The sequence below is a fragment of the Sulfitobacter sabulilitoris genome (genome assembly GCF_005887615.1).
GTDB lineage: Bacteria > Pseudomonadota > Alphaproteobacteria > Rhodobacterales > Rhodobacteraceae > Sulfitobacter_E > Sulfitobacter_E sabulilitoris.
Window position 1 is genome coordinate 59,226 of the sequence record NZ_VANS01000007.1, and the last position, 18,361, is coordinate 77,586.

13 protein-coding genes are annotated in these 18,361 nt (G+C 64.7%); 9 read left to right on the forward strand and 4 right to left on the reverse strand.

Features of this window, described 5'->3' with window-relative positions:
• Position 1: 1 nt before the first annotated feature.
• The 4 genes from FDT80_RS17655 to FDT80_RS17670 all read right to left on the reverse strand — a co-directional run bounded on the left by FDT80_RS17655 (position 2) and on the right by FDT80_RS17670 (position 3,097).
• Positions 2–802, reverse strand: coding sequence for an enoyl-CoA hydratase (locus tag FDT80_RS17655; RefSeq protein WP_138663654.1), 801 nt, complete (start codon positions 800–802; stop codon positions 2–4).
• A 22-nt stretch (positions 803–824) separates the two neighbouring features.
• The gene (locus FDT80_RS17660; RefSeq protein ID WP_138663655.1) at positions 825–1,274 is read right to left on the reverse strand and encodes an OsmC family protein; all 450 of its coding nucleotides are present in this window, start codon (positions 1,272–1,274) and stop codon (positions 825–827) included.
• A gap of 29 nt (positions 1,275–1,303) precedes the next feature.
• Positions 1,304–2,443 carry a glycine cleavage T C-terminal barrel domain-containing protein gene (locus FDT80_RS17665; RefSeq protein WP_138663656.1) on the reverse strand — a complete coding sequence of 380 codons (1,140 nt, stop codon included), beginning with the start codon at positions 2,441–2,443 and terminating at the stop codon, positions 1,304–1,306.
• A gap of 162 nt (positions 2,444–2,605) precedes the next feature.
• Positions 2,606–3,097 (reverse strand): Lrp/AsnC family transcriptional regulator, encoded by a 492-nt coding sequence (locus tag FDT80_RS17670; RefSeq protein WP_138663657.1) that lies wholly within the window; start codon positions 3,095–3,097, stop codon positions 2,606–2,608.
• Between the two features lie 515 nt (positions 3,098–3,612).
• On the opposite strand from FDT80_RS17670, the gene FDT80_RS17675 reads away from it, so the two are divergent.
• The 9 genes from FDT80_RS17675 to FDT80_RS17715 all read left to right on the forward strand — a co-directional run bounded on the left by FDT80_RS17675 (position 3,613) and on the right by FDT80_RS17715 (position 18,344).
• Positions 3,613–5,904, forward strand: a complete 2,292-nt coding sequence (locus tag FDT80_RS17675; protein ID WP_138663658.1) for an arginine/lysine/ornithine decarboxylase — start codon at positions 3,613–3,615, stop codon at positions 5,902–5,904.
• A gap of 868 nt (positions 5,905–6,772) precedes the next feature.
• The gene (locus tag FDT80_RS17680; RefSeq protein WP_138663659.1) at positions 6,773–10,435 is read left to right on the forward strand and encodes a vitamin B12-dependent ribonucleotide reductase; all 3,663 of its coding nucleotides are present in this window, start codon (positions 6,773–6,775) and stop codon (positions 10,433–10,435) included.
• Between the two features lie 379 nt (positions 10,436–10,814).
• Positions 10,815–11,975, forward strand: coding sequence for an iron-containing alcohol dehydrogenase (locus tag FDT80_RS17685; RefSeq protein WP_138663660.1), 1,161 nt, complete (start codon positions 10,815–10,817; stop codon positions 11,973–11,975).
• 107 nt (positions 11,976–12,082) lie between these two features.
• Complete coding sequence (locus FDT80_RS17690; RefSeq protein WP_138663661.1) at positions 12,083–13,198, forward strand: NADH:flavin oxidoreductase/NADH oxidase; 1,116 nt, start codon at positions 12,083–12,085, stop codon at positions 13,196–13,198.
• Between the two features lie 477 nt (positions 13,199–13,675).
• Complete coding sequence (locus tag FDT80_RS17695; RefSeq protein WP_212733877.1) at positions 13,676–14,992, forward strand: ABC transporter substrate-binding protein; 1,317 nt, start codon at positions 13,676–13,678, stop codon at positions 14,990–14,992.
• A gap of 85 nt (positions 14,993–15,077) precedes the next feature.
• Positions 15,078–15,980, forward strand: coding sequence for a branched-chain amino acid ABC transporter permease (locus tag FDT80_RS17700; protein WP_138663663.1), 903 nt, complete (start codon positions 15,078–15,080; stop codon positions 15,978–15,980).
• On the forward strand, positions 15,977–16,918 hold the full coding sequence (locus FDT80_RS17705; protein ID WP_212733878.1) for a branched-chain amino acid ABC transporter permease: 942 nt from the start codon (positions 15,977–15,979) through the stop codon (positions 16,916–16,918). The genes FDT80_RS17700 and FDT80_RS17705 overlap by 4 nt, the downstream gene beginning before the upstream one ends.
• Positions 16,915–17,667 carry an ABC transporter ATP-binding protein gene (locus tag FDT80_RS17710; RefSeq protein ID WP_138663664.1) on the forward strand — a complete coding sequence of 251 codons (753 nt, stop codon included), beginning with the start codon at positions 16,915–16,917 and terminating at the stop codon, positions 17,665–17,667. Before FDT80_RS17705 ends, FDT80_RS17710 begins: the two co-directional genes overlap by 4 nt.
• The gene (locus tag FDT80_RS17715; protein WP_138663665.1) at positions 17,664–18,344 is read left to right on the forward strand and encodes an ABC transporter ATP-binding protein; all 681 of its coding nucleotides are present in this window, start codon (positions 17,664–17,666) and stop codon (positions 18,342–18,344) included. The genes FDT80_RS17710 and FDT80_RS17715 overlap by 4 nt, the downstream gene beginning before the upstream one ends.
• The last annotated feature ends 17 nt before the right edge of the window (positions 18,345–18,361 follow it).

Genomic DNA, 18,361 nt, shown 5'->3' on the forward strand with positions numbered 1-18,361 from the left:
GTCAGGCATCCTGCCAGTGGGGCGCGCGTTTCTCGATGAAAGCGCCGATGCCTTCCTCGGCGTCGCGCGTCAGCATGTTCTCGACCATCACGGCCGAAGCGTGGACGTAGGCCTCGGCCAGCGGCAATTCGCGCTGCGCATGAAAGGCGCGTTTGCCGGTGGCCAGTGTCATGCTGGATTTCGATGCGATCTTGCGCGCCATTTCCTCGGTGGTATCGCGCAGGGCGTCGGCGGGGACCGCCTCGTTGATCAGCCCGATGTCCGCCGCGCGTTTCGCCGGGATCATGTCGCCGGTCAGCAGCATTTCCATCGCGTGCTTGTTGCCGACGTTGCGCGACAGCGCGACCATGGGCGTGGAGCAGAACAACCCGATGTGCACCCCCGGCGTGCTGAAGTGCGCGGTCTGCGCCGCGACGGCCAGATCGCAACTGGCGACAAGCTGGCAACCTGCCGCGGTCGCGACCCCCGCGACCTCGGCGATGACCGGTTTCGGGCACCTGACCACCGCTTGCATGACGCCCGAGCATTGCGCCATGACCCGCGTGAAATAGGCCCGGCCGCCGTCAGGGGCCGCGCGGCCCGCCGTCATCTCCCTGAGGTCGTGGCCCGCACAGAAGGCCGGGCCAACGGCGGCCAGGATGACGACACGGACCGCCGCGTCCGCGCCGGCCTCGGCCAGGGCCGCGCCCAATTGCGTCATCATCGCCTCGGACAGGGCATTGCGCCTTGGGGTGTCGTTCAGGGTAAGGCGCAGGATGCCGTCGCCATCAAGATGGCGAAGCAGGATGTCGCTGGTAACCATCGGGTCCGGTCCTTTGATGAGGTTACAGGATGTTGATTTCAACGCTGTCGGCCAGGGTGTTGGCGATGAAGCAGTAGCGGTGCGCGCGGTGTTGCATCTTGTCCAGTTCGCCGCCATCGGGCGAAAACCCGGTGTCGAAGCGCACGATCGGATGCAGGTCGATACGGGTCACCGACATTTGCCCCCGCGCGTTCTTGCCCAGGTGCGCGACCGCGTGATCGCTGTATCCCGCCACCGGCCAGCCGGCCTTTGCCGCGAGCGCCAGAAAGGTCATCATGTGACAGCTCGACAATGCCGACGCGAGGGCCTGTTCGGGGTTGGTGTTGGCCGGGTTGCCGCCCCAATCGGGGGCGGCATCGACCTGGACATCGTAGGCATCGTTGAACTGCACGGTGTGGGCATTCGAATATTTACCGCTGTGCAGAACGGGTTCGGATCGCTGCCAGTGCAACTGGATCGAAAGGTCGGACATCTGTCGGGTCTCCGGATCGGCTCGGGCGCTCAGGCCGCGGCCAGCTGCTTCTTGGGGTCGTAGAACGGACGCTCGACAACGGTCGCCCGCGTCGGACCCGAGGGCGTCACGACCTCGATCTCCGCGCCGATATGCGCGAAATCCACCGCAACCATGGCCAACGCGATGTTCCGCTCCAGCCGGGGCGAATAGACCGCCGAGGTGACCTTGCCGATGGTCGTCCCGTCCTTGTTGATCGGCCAGAAGGTCGTGTTCGGGCCTTTCAGCGGCGCGCAGTCGATGATCAGACCGACCTGCTTTTTGCTGACACCCTGCTCGCGGATGCGGTGCAGCGCGGCCTTGCCGATAAAGTCGGCCTCCATGTCGAGGTTCACCAGCCGGTCCAGTCCAAGCTCGTAGGGATTGGTGTTGATGTCAGCGTCGGCGTGATACGACAGCATGCCGCCTTCGATCCGGCGGATGGAGGACGTGTGGCCGGGCTTCAGGCCGAATTCCATCCCTGTCGCCATGATGCGTTCCCACAGCGCGTCGCCCTGGGCGCTGTCGCGCAGATAGATCTCGTAGCCCAGTTCGCTCGACCAGCCGGTGCGCGACACGATCAGCGGAATACCGTCGAGATCAAGCTCGCGCAGCCAGTAGTACCGCAGGTCCATGATGCTGTCGCCGAACAGCGCCTGCATGATCGCGCCCGATTTCGGGCCCTGCAACTGCAAGGGCGACACGTCCGGTTCGGTGATCGCGACGTCGAGCCCCGAATGAACCGCGACGCCCTGCGCCCAAAGCAGGATGTCGCTGTCGGCCAAGGAGATCCAGAAGTGGTTATCCGCCAGCCGCAGGAGGATCGGATCGTTGAGAATACCGCCCTGCGCATTCGTGATCAGGATGTACTTGCACTGCCCCACGGCCATCTTTGACAAATCGCGCGGGGTCAGCATCTGAACAAAGCGCGCGGCATCCGGGCCGGTGATTTCGACCTGCCGCTCGACGGCGACGTCGCACAGGATGGCGTCGTTGACGAGGGACCAGAAGTTCTGCTCCGGATTGCCGAAATCGCGCGGGATATACATGTGGTTGTAGACGGAAAACCCTTGCGCGCCCCACCGGACGGTGGCGTCGAAATAGGGTGATTTCCGGATCTGCGTCCCAAAGCCGAAGTCATCTGCGTGCATCTTTTTCGCCCTTGCTTGTCGCCGGCCGCATTGGCCGGAGAGTGATTGAACCTGGCGCATATCTAGATCCGAAACGGCCGGCGGTGCGGACTGAATTTCGGCCTGCTTCGGGCTGAACGGGCTGTTTTACGGGCCGGTTTCGGACCGTTCGGTCGCGGTGCGTCAACCGGCGGTCTTGGCCGCCAGCCGGGCAAGGTTGGGCCGGCTGTCCTTGACGGTCCGGGTCGCGATGTACGTCATGTACCGATCGACCCCGAGTTCGGCATCCAGCATCGCCTGCATCAGGGTCTGAAACGACCCCAGGGTCGCGCTGACCACCTTGAGCACGTAATCCATGCCGCCGCCCGTGGCGATGCATTCCGTGATCTCGTCGTGCTGTTTCACGAATGCCTCGAAGCGGTCGAAGTCGGGCTTGCGGTGATGCGCCAGCGAGACCGTGACAATGACCTGCGTCACGTCGCAGATACGCTCGAGCGCGATGTCGGCGTGGTATCCCCGAATGAAGCCCGCCGCCTTGAGCCGGTCCAGGCGCGCCCAGCAGGGCGTCGCAGAGATATTGGCGATCTCGGCCAGCCGGGTCTTGCTCAGTTGCCCATGCTGCTGCACCGCGCAGAGGATGCGAATATCGGTCGCATCGAGGCCAAATCTTTTCATCTGTCCGCGTCCCTCGCTCGTCTGTATCCGGGCGGGGCCATGCTGCGCGCCGCTTGGGGCGATCCTACGTCGCAAACCTCGGCGCGGTAACGGATTTTGCGACCAGTTCTCTTTCGGTGGCGGCAGGGTCGGCGTGTTTACGGCTCCGGCGCGGGGCAAAATCACCAGGCGCGCAAGGCGACGCAGCGTCAAAGCCGCCGGATGCCGTGGTGATTGCGCCAAGTCGCGGCAAAACGAATCGCGGCAAGGGGGCTGGTCCGGCGCGGTCGGGGGCGGGCTCCGTCCCTGTCGGGGGCCGCGGACCTCTCGCACGGTCGGTGCCCCGGCGCGGGCTGCCCCGGCGCGGCGCGGCCGTACAGGGGCAATCGGGGTGGGCGGCGCGCGGTGGCCCTGCGGACGTATGGACACTGCGCCGAAAATATCAGCATAGTCCGGCCATCCTGCGGTCCGGACATCGCGGCAATCTCAATCGTGATGTGCCGTCGTCCCTGCCGCTCGTCCGTAAGGAGAAAGATATGAAGTTCCGTTTCCCGATCGTTATCATCGACGAAGACTTCCGATCCGAAAACTCGTCGGGTCTGGGTATTCGCGCCCTGGCACAGGCCATCGAGACCGAAGGCTTCGAAGTGTTGGGGGTGACCAGCTACGGGGATCTGTCGCAGTTCGCGCAGCAGCAGTCGCGCGCCAGCGCCTTTTTGCTGTCGATCGACGACGAGGAGTTCAGCCCCGGCCCGGATCTCGATCCGGCGGTGCTGAACCTGCGTAATTTCATCGAGGAAGTGCGTTGGAAGAACGCCGACGTGCCGATCTATATCTATGGCGAGACCAAGACCAGCCGCCACCTGCCCAACGACATCCTGCGCGAGCTTCACGGCTTCATCCACATGTTCGAGGACACGCCCGAATTCGTCGCGCGCCACATCATCCGCGAGGCCAAGAGCTATCTCGAAGGGATCCAGCCGCCGTTCTTCAAGGCGCTGCTGGATTACGCCGAAGACGGGTCGTATTCCTGGCATTGTCCGGGGCATTCAGGGGGCGTGGCCTTCCTCAAAAGCCCGATCGGGCAGATGTATCACCAGTTCTACGGCGAAAACATGCTGCGCGCGGACGTGTGCAATTCGGTCGAGGAGCTGGGCCAGCTTCTGGATCACAACGGCGCCATCGGCGCGTCCGAGCGCAACGCCGCGCGGATCTTCAATGCCGATCACTGCTATTTCGTGACCAACGGCACCTCGACCAGCAACAAGATGGTCTGGCACCACACGGTGGCCCCCGGCGACGTGGTCGTGGTGGACCGCAATTGCCACAAATCCATCTTGCACAGCATCATCATGACGGGCGCGGTGCCGGTGTTCCTCAAGCCGACGCGCAACCACTACGGCATCATCGGCCCGATCCCGAAGGCCGAATTCGAAATCGACTCGATCAAGGCCAAGATCCGCGCCAATCCGCTGCTTGAGGGCATCGACGCCGATACGGTCAAGCCGCGGATCATGACGCTCACGCAATCCACCTACGATGGCGTGCTCTACAACACCGAAGCGATCAAGGATGTCCTGGATGGCTATGTGGACAATTTGCACTTTGACGAGGCCTGGCTGCCGCATGCCGCCTTTCATCCATTCTACGGCAGCTTTCATGCCATGGGGCGCAGGCGCGAGCGGCCGATGCAATCGGTGACCTATGCCACACAGTCGATCCACAAGCTGCTGGCGGGCATCAGCCAGGCGAGCCATGTGCTGGTGCAGGACAGCCAGAACACCAAGCTCGACCGCCACCTGTTCAACGAATCCTATCTCATGCACACCTCCACCAGCCCGCAATACAGCATCATCGCAAGCTGCGACGTCGCCGCGGCGATGATGGAGCCGCCGGGCGGCACCGCGCTGGTCGAGGAAAGCATCGCCGAGGCGCTCGATTTCCGCCGCGCCATGCGCAAGGTCGACGACGAATTCGGCGAGGACGACTGGTGGTTCCAGGTCTGGGGGCCCGATGATCTGGGCACCGAAGGTGAATACGATTCGAAGACCTGGGTGCTCAGGCGCACCGACGCCGACGGGGTGCAGGAAGCGGACGGCGAGGAAAGCTGGCACGGTTTTGGCGACATGGCGCCGGGCTTCAACATGCTCGATCCGATCAAGGCCACGATCATCACGCCCGGACTGAACCTTGACGGACGGTTCGAGGACACCGGTATTCCCGCGTCCATCGTGACGAAATACCTGGCCGAACATGGCGTCGTCGTCGAGAAAACCGGGCTCTACAGCTTTTTCATCATGTTCACCATCGGCATCACCAAGGGCCGTTGGAACACGTTGCTGACGGCGTTGCAGCAGTTCAAGGACGACTATGCCAAGAACCAGCCGATGTGGCGCACCATGCCGGAATTCTGTGCCAAGCACCCGCGCTACGAGGGGATGGGCCTGCGCGAATTGTGCCAGCATGTGCATACGCTTTATGCCAAGTACGATGTCGCGATCCTGTCCACCGACATCTACCTGAGCGACCATACCCCGGCGATGAAGCCCAGCGACGCCTTTGCGCATATTGCGCAGCGCACGACCCAGCGCGTGCCGATCGACGAACTGGAGGGCCGCATCACCACCAGCCTCGTCACGCCCTATCCGCCGGGAATTCCGCTGCTGGTCCCCGGCGAGGTGTTCAACAGGAAGATCGTCGAATACCTGAAGTTCAACCGCGAGTTCGCGCGCGAATGTCCGGGGTTCGAAACCGATATCCACGGCCTTGTGCAAGAGGTCGGCAGCGATGGCGTGACCCGCTACTTTGCCGATTGCGTCGCGCAGTGACCTGACGGTTTGGGGGCGTTGGCCCTGTCGTGCGATGTCACCCATACGGGCCGGCATCGCGCGACGCTGCAAAGGCATGACGATTGGCGGGGGGCGTGGCGATGATCTTGCCGGTCGCCCGCCCCGATCGCGGCGGCATGGCCGGACGGATCCGCCCCTCGGCAGAGCGATCGCGAGGCGACAGCACGACACGAATGCACCGCCGGAGCGTGAGTCACCCGAATCCCCCCGCGATGACAACTCCACTACATCTTGTGCTGACTCTCGGCATCAAAGGGGTCTCGGCCACTATGGAGTGTGCCGCAAACATCGCGGCGCAGGGCCGGTGACACGCCGGTGTTACATTTTTGCGCATTTCGGTCCGCGGCCCGCACCCCGCCCCATAGGCCCCGCGACGCGGGGTGCGGACTGTGGGTAATTTCAGTGCCACGGCGAGCGCGTCCCCCCAAAGCGCCAGTTATGTTTGGGTTTTCCGATGGCGACCGGGGCAGGGGCGCAACCGGTGGCATGTGGATAGCCCTGTGCCTGAATCACGTGACCATCGGGGCGCATTGATGAAAGCAATCCGGTCAAGTCAGAAGTTTTGAAAATTTCGCAAAAAACGCGTTGACCCAACCCGTCCAAATACGTCAGGTTGTGGAGGCCGACGGTAACGCCACAAGATGTAGTGATAAAACACGCAGGGCGGCTCCGGGGCGCAGGGACGAAAAACACGACCATAACATCACATCTGATGACACCGCAGTCTCATGTTTCATGGGGCCGGGGTGGAGCGTGCGGCCGGGCGTCATTGGGCGAAAAAGGTGGGGACGATCCGCAATGACGGGAACGGCTCTGGGGTTGAAGAAGCTGGAAATGAGGCAGCGACATGAAAATTGAACGTAAATTCACAAAAGCCGGTCAGGACGCCTATGCGGATCTGGATTTCGTCTCCACGGTCTCCGAAATCCGCAATCCCGATGGCACCGTCGTGTTCAAGCTCGACAATGTCGAAGTGCCCCAGGGCTGGAGCCAGGTCGCCAGCGACGTGATCGCGCAGAAGTATTTCCGCAAGGCCGGTGTTCCCGCGCGCTTGAAAAAGGTCAAGGAAAAGGGCGTTCCCGAATTCCTGTGGCGGTCGGTGCCCGACGGCGACGACACCGAGATGGGCGGCGAGACTTCCTCCAAGCAGGTGTTCGACCGACTGGCCGGCGCCTGGGCCTACTGGGGCTGGAAGGGTGGCTATTTCACCACCGAGGAAGACGCCCAGGCCTATTACGACGAGATGCGCCACATGCTGGCCAGCCAGCGCGCAGCCCCCAACAGCCCGCAGTGGTTCAACACCGGCCTGCACTGGGCCTACGGCATCGACGGTCCGGCGCAGGGCCACTATTATGTGGACTACAAGACCGGCAAGCTGACACGGTCGAAATCCTCCTACGAGCATCCGCAGCCGCACGCCTGCTTCATCCAATCGGTGCGCGACGATCTGGTGGGCGACGGCGGCATCATGGACCTGTGGGTCCGCGAGGCACGTCTTTTCAAGTATGGCTCAGGTACGGGCACCAACTTTTCATCGCTCCGCGGAGAGGGCGAGAAGCTGTCGGGCGGCGGCAAGTCGTCCGGTTTGATGGGCTTTCTGAAAATTGGCGATCGTGCCGCAGGGGCCATCAAATCGGGCGGCACCACCCGCCGCGCGGCCAAGATGGTGATCGTGGATGCCGACCACCCCGATATTCAGGATTTCATCAACTGGAAGGTGCTCGAAGAGCAGAAGGTGGCGAGCATCGTCGCCGGCTCCAAGATGCACGAGCAAAAGCTGAACCTGCTGTTCGCCGCGATCAAGGGCTGGGACGGTGCCGCGGCCGACGCCTATGACCCCGCCAAGAACGAGCAGCTCAAGCAGGCGATCCGCGAAGCGAAAAAGGTCGCGATCCCCGAGACTTACGTCAAGCGCGTGCTGGATTACGCCAAGCAGGGCCACACCAGCATCGAATTCCCGACCTACGACACCGATTGGGACAGCGAGGCCTACAACTCCGTCTCGGGTCAGAACTCCAACAACTCGATCCGCGTCACCAACGCCTTTCTGACGGCGGTGGAAAAGGATGCCGACTGGCAGTTGATCGACCGGGTTGACGGCAAGGTTTCCAAGACGATCCGGGCCCGCGATCTGTGGGAGCAGGTCGGCCATGCCGCCTGGGCCTGTGCCGATCCGGGCATTCAGTACCACGACACCGTCAACGACTGGCACACCTGCCCCGAAGATGGCGCGATCCGCGGCTCCAACCCCTGTTCGGAGTACATGTTCCTCGATGATACCGCCTGCAACCTCGCATCGATGAACCTGCTGACCTTCCTGCGGGATGGCGAATTCATGGTCGAGGATTACATGCACGCGGCCCGCCTTTGGACCGTGACGCTGGAAATCTCCGTGATGATGGCGCAGTTCCCCTCCAAGGAGATCGCGCAGCGGTCCTATGACTTCCGCACGCTGGGGCTGGGTTATGCGAACATCGGCGGGCTGCTGATGAACATGGGCTATTCCTATGACAGCGACGAAGGCCGCGCGCTTTGCGGTGCGCTGACCGCGATCATGACGGGCGTGTCCTATGCCACCTCCGCCGAAATGGCGGGCGAACTGGGCGCCTTCCCTGGGTATGCCAGGAACGCCGAGCACATGCTGCGCGTCATCCGCAACCACCGCAACGCCGCCTATGGCGAAACGGCGGGCTACGAGGCGCTGGCGGTCAAGCCGGTGCCGCTCGATCATGGCAACTGCCCGCAACCGGGGCTGGTCGATGTCGCCATGTCCGCCTGGGACGAGGCGCTGAAGCTGGGCGAGGCGCACGGCTACCGCAACGCGCAGACCTCCGTCATCGCGCCCACCGGCACCATCGGCCTCGTGATGGATTGCGACACCACCGGAATCGAGCCCGATTTCGCGCTGGTCAAATTCAAGAAGCTCGCCGGCGGCGGATACTTCAAGATCATCAACCAGTCGGTTCCGGCGGCCCTGGAAAAGCTGGGCTACGGCTCTGCCCAGATCGAGGAAATCGTCAGCCACGCCGTGGGTCACGGCAGTATCGGCAACGCGCCGTCGATCAATCACACCACGCTGGCGGGCCACGGGTTCGGCCCCAACGAACTGGCCAAGGTCGACGCGGCGCTGGCGCAGGCCTTCGACATCCGCTTTGTCTTCAACCAGTGGACGCTGGGCGAGGAATTCTGCACCAACGTGCTGGGCATTCCGGCGGACAAGCTGAACGATCCCACCTTCGATCTGCTGCGCAGCCTCGGGTTCTCGAAAAAGGACATCGACGCGGCCAACGATCACGTCTGCGGGACGATGACGCTCGAAGGGGCGCCGCACCTGAAAGAGGCGCACCTGTCGATCTTCGATTGCGCCAATCCCTGCGGCAAGACCGGCAAGCGGTATCTGAGCGTCAACAGCCACATCCACATGATGGCCGCCGCGCAGTCGTTCATCTCGGGTGCGATCTCCAAGACGATCAACATGCCCAACGACGCCACGATCGAGGATTGCCAGAAAGCCTACGAACTCAGCTGGTCGCTGGGTGTCAAGGCCAACGCGCTCTACCGCGACGGCTCCAAGCTCAGCCAGCCGCTGGCGGCCGCATTGGTCGAGGACGACGACGAGGCGGCCGAGACGCTGGAATCGGGCTCCCTGCACGAAAAGGCTGCGGTGCTGGCCGAGAAGATCGTCGAGAAGGTGATCGTCAAGGAAATCGTGAAGTCGCACCGCGAAAAGATGCCGCAGCGCCGCAAGGGCTATACCCAGAAGGCGATGGTCGGCGGGCACAAGGTCTATCTGCGCACCGGCGAATACGAAGACGGCAACCTTGGCGAGATCTTCATCGACATGCACAAGGAGGGCGCGGGGTTCCGGGCGATGATGAACAACTTCGCCATCGCGGTCAGCGTCGGCCTGCAATACGGTGTGCCGCTGGAGGAGTTCGTCGACGCCTTCACCTTTACCAAGTTCGAACCGGCGGGCATGGTGCAGGGCAACGAGACGATCAAGAACGCGACCTCGATCCTCGATTATATCTTCCGCGAACTGGCGGTCAGCTACCTCGACCGCACCGACCTGGCGCATGTGCAGCCCGAGGGCGCGTCCTTCGACAGCATCGGTCGCGGCGAGGAAGAGGAAGGCGTGCAGAACGTCTCCGAGCTGAGCGACAGCGCGGCGAGCAAGTCGCTCGAAGTGCTGCGCCAGATCAGCTCGACCGGCTATCTGCGCAACCGACTGCCGCAGGAACTGGTGGTGCTGCAAGGCGGGGCAGGGGCGATCGACGCGTCCAGCGCGCTGCACACGCTGGTGCCCGAAGTCGCCACCGGCAACGTGGCGGTGGCGATGGCGGCCAGCACCTCGGTGTCGTCGGGCGCGGTCAGCCTGGATGCGCGCACCAAGGCCAAGATGCAGGGCTACGAGGGCGAGGCCTGTGGCGAATGCGGCAACTACACGCTGGTGCGCAACGGCACCTGCATGAAGTGCAACACCTGCGGCGGCACGTCGGGGTGTAGCTAAGAGAGATCACGCGCCCCCGTACCACGAGGGGGCGTGCAGGGGATCTGGCCAGACCCAAGGCGCCAGATCCCCGACGAGATGGGTGGGAACGGTACTTTGTTCCTTCCCACCTGACACGGGGCGGGTGCGCTCGCCCCCGACGACGTTCAGGCCGCAGGCAGAAAAATACCGAGCGGTTAACACATTGAGCCTGAACGGCGAAACTTTGAGGGGTCCTTCGGGGCCCCTTTTTTCTATGGGTTCGCCGGGCGTTGTGCCGCATGGGCCGATCAGGCGGGCCGCAATTACCTCTGGACCTCGCGCCGCGCGACGGTCCATCGTGGCACGGCTGCGCCCTTGCCGGGCCGCCGTGATGCAGACAGCCACAGGAGACCCCGCCGTGACACCCTTCACCTTCAACACCACGAAATCCATCGTCTTTGAAACCGGGGCGGCGGCGCGGCTTGCCGACGTGGCGGGGGCCACCCTGGGGGCGTCATGCCTGCTGGTCACCGATCCGGGGCTGCGCGACCTGGGTCTGTGCGATCCGGCCATCGCATCGCTGCGCGCGGCGGGCCACGCGGTCACGATCTTCGACGCGGTCGAGGCCGACCCCTCGCGCGCGACGCTGATGGCGGCGGTCGAGGCGGGGCGCGCGGCGGGCGTGACCGGGGTGCTGGGCTTTGGCGGCGGATCCTCGCAGGATGTGGCCAAGCTGGCCGCGCTGCTGCTCGGCTCGGGCGAGGATCTGGACGAAGCCTGGGGCGTGGCGCAGGCCAAGGGGCCGCGCCTGCCGCTGGTTCTGGTGCCGACCACCGCCGGCACCGGGTCAGAGGTGACGCCGGTGTCGATCATCACCGTGGGCGCCGAGGAAAAGCGCGGCGTGTCGTCGCCCGTGATCCTGCCCGACATCGCAGTGCTGGATGCCGAGCTGACGATGGGCCTGCCCGCCGCGATCACGGCCGCCACCGGCGTCGATGCGATGGTCCACGCGATCGAGGCCTATGCCTCGCGGAACGCCAACAACAACCCGATGTCGAAACTGCTCGCGCGCGAGGCGCTGCGGCTGCTGGGGGCCAACATAGAAACCGCCGTGGCGCAGGGCGGCGACCGGAACGCGCGCGAGGCGATGCTGCTGGGCTCGATGCTGGCGGGGCAGGCCTTTGCCAATTCGCCCGTGGCCGCGGTGCATGCGCTGGCCTATCCCATCGGCGGCACCTTCCACATCCCGCACGGCCTGTCGAACGCGCTGGTGCTGCCGCATGTGCTGCGCTTCAATGCGCCCGACGCCGGCGCGCTGTATGCCGAGATCGCGGCGGACGCCTTTCCGCATCTGGCCGGGGTCGAGGGATCGCAGGCGCGCACCGTCGCCTTCATCGATGCCCTCGCGGATCTGGCGCGGCGGCTGGGCCTGCCGCCGCGGTTGCGCGACGTCGACATTCCCAAGGACGCGATCGGCAAGATGGCCTCGGATGCGATGCTTCAGGGGCGGCTGCTGGTGAACAACCCGCGCGCCCTGTCCGAGCGCGATGCCCGCGCCATCTACGAAGCCGCGTGGTAGGCGCACCGCCAGGTCCGCACAGGGCCGCGCGCTCCCACTCCAAACCGTTCTCACCCGGCCCGCGCGCGACCGCGCGGCCCCAACCCCCGAAATAGGATTCCCCCCAAATGAACCACCTCTTTCAACCGCTGTCGCTTGGCGATCTGACGCTGGAAAACCGTATCGTCATCGCGCCGATGTGCGAATATTCCGCCATCGACGGCAACGCCCAGGACTGGCATCTGATCCACCTGGGGCACCTGGCGTTGTCCGGCGCCGGGCTGCTGATCCTCGAAGCGACCGCGGTCTCGCCGGAAGGTCGGATTTCGCCGCAGGACCTGGGGCTCTATTCGGACGACAACGAAGCGGCGCTGGCGCGGGTCCTGACCGCCATCGCGCGGTATTCCGACATGCCGGTCGCGATCCAGCTGTCGCACGCCGGGCGCAAGGGATCGAGCTTTGCCCCCTGGGACGGCGGCGCGCAGATCGCGCCCGATGCGCCGGACGGCTGGAAGACCGAAGCGCCGTCGGCGCTGCCCCATGCGGAGGGCGAGGACAGTCCCGTGGCGCTGGACGCGGCGGGGCTTGCGCGGGTCAAGGCGGATTTCGTGCGCGCGGCGCAGCGCGCGGTCCGGCTTGGCCTTGGCGGCATCGAGCTTCACATGGCGCATGGCTATCTGCTGCATCAGTTCCTGTCGCCGCTGGCGAACCGGCGCGACGATGCCTACGGCGGCAGTCTGGACAACCGGATGCGGTTCCCGCTCGAGGTGTTCGACGCGGTCAAGGCGGCCGTGCCCTCAGAAATTCCTGTCTGGATCCGTGTCTCGGCCACCGACTGGGTGCCGGGCGGCTGGGACATGGACGGCACGCTGGCGCTGTCGGCAGCGGTCCGGGATCGGGGCGCGGCCGCGATCCACGTCACCTCGGGCGGGGTGTCGCCCCGGCAGCAGATCAAGCTTGAGCCGGGCTATCAGGTGCCCTTTGCCGAACGGATCAAGGCCGAGACCGGTCTTGCGACCATCGCCGTTGGCCTGATCACCGATCCTGCGCAGGCCGAAGAGATCCTGGCCACCGGAAAGGCCGATGCCGTGGCGCTGGCGCGCGGGATGCTCTACGATCCGCGTTGGCCGTGGCACGCCGCCGCCGAACTGGGCGCGGAGGTGTCGGCTCCAAAGCAGTACTGGCGTTCTCAACCGCGTGAATTCAAGACGCTGTTCCGGGACATGAAGATCGGGCAACGCTAAGCGACGGGGCGGCGCGTTCGGCACGGTGAATGGTGATTCTCGTGCCCGCGACCGCGCTGTGACGGCGGCAAGGGGCACGGGTGTGCATGGCGCGCGCGTGCGCGTCCCGACCGTTTTGGGGCTCGGTGCGGCCCGCAATGGCAGGCCCGGGCGCACCCGGCGTAATTTTTCGAAAAATTGATGAAAATCAATATGCAACACTGCGATCCTGCATTGACTGCGTCCAGTCGCGGGCGGTTGCGGGCACGGCGTTTCGGCATTTCGGTTCGGCGGGGTCACTGCAAGAATCTTGTTGACGCAACGGCATCCGCGCAACAGTGTCGTACAAACAGACAATAACGATCGGCGCGGCCCAGTCCGGGAGGAGGACACCGGCCGCAGACCGATTGATCCGTGCCCGCAACCTGTTGCGCGGCGCGGCACCAACTGGGAACGGATCATGGCATCCGTGACTGTCTTAGGGAGGAGACAATGACGATGAAGAGCACAAGAATGGGCGGCGCATTGGCCGCACTGACCGTGGCGGCCGGACTGGCCGGGCCCGCGGCGGCACAGGACGACACCTTCAAGATCGGGGTGATCACCTTCCTGTCGGGGCAGGCGGCGGAAAGCTTTGGCGTGCCGGCCTGGAACGGCGGCAAGCTGCTGGTCGAGATGTTGAACGAAGGCGGCAAGATGCCCGCGCCCTACGACACCAAGGGCTTTGGCGGGTTGAACATCGAAGTCGTCGTCGTGGACGAGGCGGGCGGCGCGACCAAGCAGGTACAGGAATTCCGCAACCTGGTGCAGCGCGAAGAGGTCGATGCGGTCGTGGGCTACGTGTCCTCGGGCGATTGCCTGGCGATCCCGCCGGTGGCGGATGAACTCAAGGCCTTCACCATCCTCTACGATTGCGGCACGCCGCGCGTGTTCGAGGACGGCAGTTTCGAGTACGTGTTCCGCACCGCGGCGCACGCGACCATGGATAACGTCAGCCTGGCGCGCTACCTCAAGTCGCGCAATTTCGACGTGCCGAGCTTTGCCGGCCTGAACCAGGACTACGCCTGGGGCCAGGACAGCTGGGCGGATTTCACCGGCTCGATGGCGCAGCTTTTCCCGGATGCGGAGGTCAAGACCGCCCTGTTCCCGAAATTCGGCGCGGGCCAGTACGGCACCGAGATCTCCGCCTTGCTGCGCGAACGCGCGGCGGTCGTGCACTCCTCGAACTGGGGCGGCGATCTGCAGGGGTTCTTGATCCAGGCCACGGCGCGCGGGCTGCATGAACGCTCGCAACTGGCGCTGGCGGCGGGCGATCACGTCATCCCGCAGTTGCAGGACAAGATGCCCGACGGCGTCATCCTTGGCGCGCGCGGCGTCAACGGCCTGGCGGCCAAGGCGCGCGGCGGCGAATTGCAGGAGCTGACCGACACGTTGTGGGACGCCTACGAGGCGGAATACGGCGTGTTCCCGGTGCAGGCGCCGTTCCGGATGTGGCAGGCGCTGCTGGGTCTCAAGACGGCCGTCGAAAAGGCGATGGCCGACAATGGCGGCACCAAGCCCACGGACGAGCAACTGGCCGCGGCGATGAAGGGGCTGGAGTGGGATGCGCCTTCGGGTCACATCGAGATGGCCCTGGCCGACGGACACCAGGCGATCCAACCCAACGCCATCGGCACGACCAAGTGGAATGCCGAGGAAGGGCGGATGGAACTGGTCGACGTGGAGTACTTTGATGCGCGGTGCGTCAACCCGCCCGAGGGTATGAAGGCGCAGGAATGGCTGGCCCAGGGGTTCCCCGGCGCCAAGTGTGACTGAGGCCTGAAGCCCTGACCCACCCGCCCGCCGCCACCCCTGTCGCGGCGGGCGTTCCTTCCCGACCAAACCCACGGATCCCCGAGTTATGGACTTAGTCGCCACCATCCTGGTCGATGGGCTGATATACGCCGGTTGGCTGTTCATCGTCTCCGTCGGCCTGACGCTCGTCTTCGGCGTGCTCAATATTCTCAACATCGCGCACGGCAGCCTCTACGCCATCGGCGCCTATGCCTCGGCTTCGCTGGTCGGGCTGTATTTCGCCGCGGGCGGTGACGCCGTGCCGTGGGGCAGCTACGCCGCCCTGATCCTTGCCGCCGTTCTCGTGGCGCTGGTGCTGGGGCCGCTGCTGGAACGCGGTCTGCTGCGGTTCTTTTACGGTCGCGACGAGGTGCTGAACGTGCTGGTGACCTATGCCGTGTTCCTGATCCTCGAGGACGTGATGAAGCTGATCTGGGGCGTGAACCCCTATTTCGTGTATGAGCCTTACACCCTTCTGGGCGATGTCGAGATCGGGCCGCTGTTCTATGTCGGCTACGACTTCGCGGTGATCGGCGCGGCCATCGTGGTCGGGCTGGCGGTCTGGCTCACGCTCAACCGTACCAAGATCGGCAAGATCGTTCTGGCCGTGATCCACGATTCGGAAATGAGCGAGACAATGGGTGTGAACGTGCCGCGCATCTACCTGGGCGCCTTCATGGCCGGGGCGTTCCTCGCGGCGCTTGGCGGCGCGCTGACCGCGCCGATGATCTCGGTCACGCCGGGGCTTGGGGTGAATGTGATCATCGTGGCCTTTGCGGTGGTCATCATCGGCGGGCTGGGGTCCGTGCCGGGCGCGGCCATCGGGGCCGTGATGGTCGGGATCAGCCGCGCGGCGTCGGTCCACCTCGTGCCCGAGGCCGAGCTGTTCATCATCTATTTCGTGATGGCCATCGTGCTGCTGTTCCGGCCCGAAGGACTGTTCGCGAAAACACAGGCGAGAAAGATATGATGCGTTCCAACCTCCTGCTCAGTGCGTTCGGGGCGTTTGCCGTGCTCGCCGCTGGCTCCGTGATCCTGCCCGACTGGGCGATGTTCCTGTTTGCGATGGCGCTGGCCAAGGGGCTGGTCTGCCTCGGTATCGTCGGCATGATGCGCGGCGGCCTCGTGTCGTTCGGGCAGGGGCTCTACTATTGCCTCGGCGCCTATACCGCGACACTCGTCGCAGGCAGCTTCGGGGTCTCCGACATCTTCCTGCTGACGCTGCTCAGCGCGGGTGTCTGCCTGCTGGTGGGCGCGGCCTTCGGCCCCCTGCTGGCGAATTACCGGGGGATCTTCTTTGCGATGCTGTCGCTGGCGCTGTCGATGGTGCTGTACGGATCGCTGTCCAAGATGTCCTTTATCGGCGGCACCGACGGGCTGAACATCGCGGCCCCCACATTTCTGGGCTGGGCGCCCGAAGGCCGCCCGCTGCAGACGGCGCTCTACATCTATGTCACGGCGCTGGTGGTGATCGCGGGCACCCTGATGCGGATCTTTTTCGACAGCGAACAGGGGTTGATCACGCTGGCCACCCGCGACAACGAACTGCGGGTCGAATACCTCGGCGCGTCGGTGCGCAACGTCATGAGCTATACCTATGTCTTCGGCGCGGTCCTGGGCGGCATCGGCGGAACCATCGCCGTGCTGGCGCTGGGCCACGTCGATCCGGAGTTCGCGTTCTGGACGACCTCGGGCGAGTTCGTCTTCGTGGCGATCCTCGCGGGCTACCTGTCGGTCCCGGCGGTCTTCGTGGCGGCGATCATCCTCGAAATGGTGCGGTCGTTTTCCAACCTCTACTTTCCCAACACCTGGCAACTGGCGCTTGGCATCTTCCTGCTTGCGGTCATCGTCATGCTGCCCAACGGGCTGGGATCGCTGGTGCGCCGCCGCAAGGAGGACGCGACATGAGCCAATCGGTACTGGATGTCCGCGACGTGCAGAAGTCTTTCGGCGCGGTCACCGCGGCTCAGGACATATCGGTGTCTGTGCCCGAGGGAGCGGTCTATTCGCTGATCGGGACCAATGGCGCGGGCAAGACGACCTTCGTCAACATGGTCACCGGCTATATCAAACCCGATTCCGGGTCGATCACCTTTGGCGGGCGCAACATCACCGGGCTCGCACCGCGCCAGATCACGCGGCTGGGCATTCACCGCTCGTTCCAGATCGCGCAGCTTTGCAACGAACTGACGGTCGAGGAAAACATGCTGGTGGCCGGCGCCATTCACGCCAGCGGCCGCCCGTCGTTCCTGCGCAGCGCGCATGACGCCCGGGCCCGCGAACGCGCCGTCGCCACGCTGGAGCGATTCCGCATCGCCGAGCACCGCCACAGGCTGATCCCGGAACTGTCGGGCGGGGTCAAGAAACTGCTGGATATCGCGATGGCGATGGCCGGGGACACCAAGGTGATGCTGCTCGATGAACCCACCTCGGGCGTGGCGGCGGACGAGAAATTCCCGATCATGGATCTGGTGATAGAGGCCCTGCGCGCCGAGGGGGTGACAGTGATCTTCGTGGAGCATGACATGGATATCGTGACGCGCTATTCCGAACGGGTTCTGGCCTTCTACGATGGCCGCATCATCGCCGACGACGCCCCCGACGAGGTGCTGTCGGACGCCGATGTGCGCCGCTACGTGACGGGGGCGCCGGCATGACCCTGACCCTTGAGAACGTCGAAGTCACCATTCAGGCCGCGCCCATCCTGCGCGGCGTCAGCTTTGAGTTGGGCAATGGCGAACGCCTCGGGCTGGTGGGGCGCAACGGCGCGGGCAAGACCACCGTTATGCGCACGATCACCGGGCTGGCCAATCTGGCGGGGGGCCGCGTGTCGTGGAACGGCGAGGACATATCCCAGATGCCGCCCCGCGAGCGCGCGCGCCTCGGGTTCGGCTACATGCCCGAGGATCGGCGTCTGGTGCCGGACCTCACGGTCGAGGAAAACATGCTGCTGCCCGCATGGGCCAACAGCGACATCGACGGCGATACCGGGCTTGCCTTCGTTTATGACCTGATGCCGGAACTGACGCAGATGGCCGCGCGCAAGGCGTTGTTGCTGTCGGGCGGGCAGCAAAAGATGGTCGCGCTGGGCCGTGCGCTGATCGCGGGCCGTCGGGTGCTGCTGCTGGACGAGCCGTTCGAGGGCGTCGCGCCCGCGCTGGCCAAGCGGATATCGGAAGTGATCACATCGCTGCGGGGCGAGGGGCTTTCGGTGCTGATCGCGCAGTCGGAACTGAGCCATTCGCTGGACCTGTTGCAGCGCGAATGCGTCATCGAGCGTGGCGAGATCATCAAGGTCAACGTGATCGACGCCAAACCGGCGGCGCAGGCCTGACGAAGGGGCGGCGACAC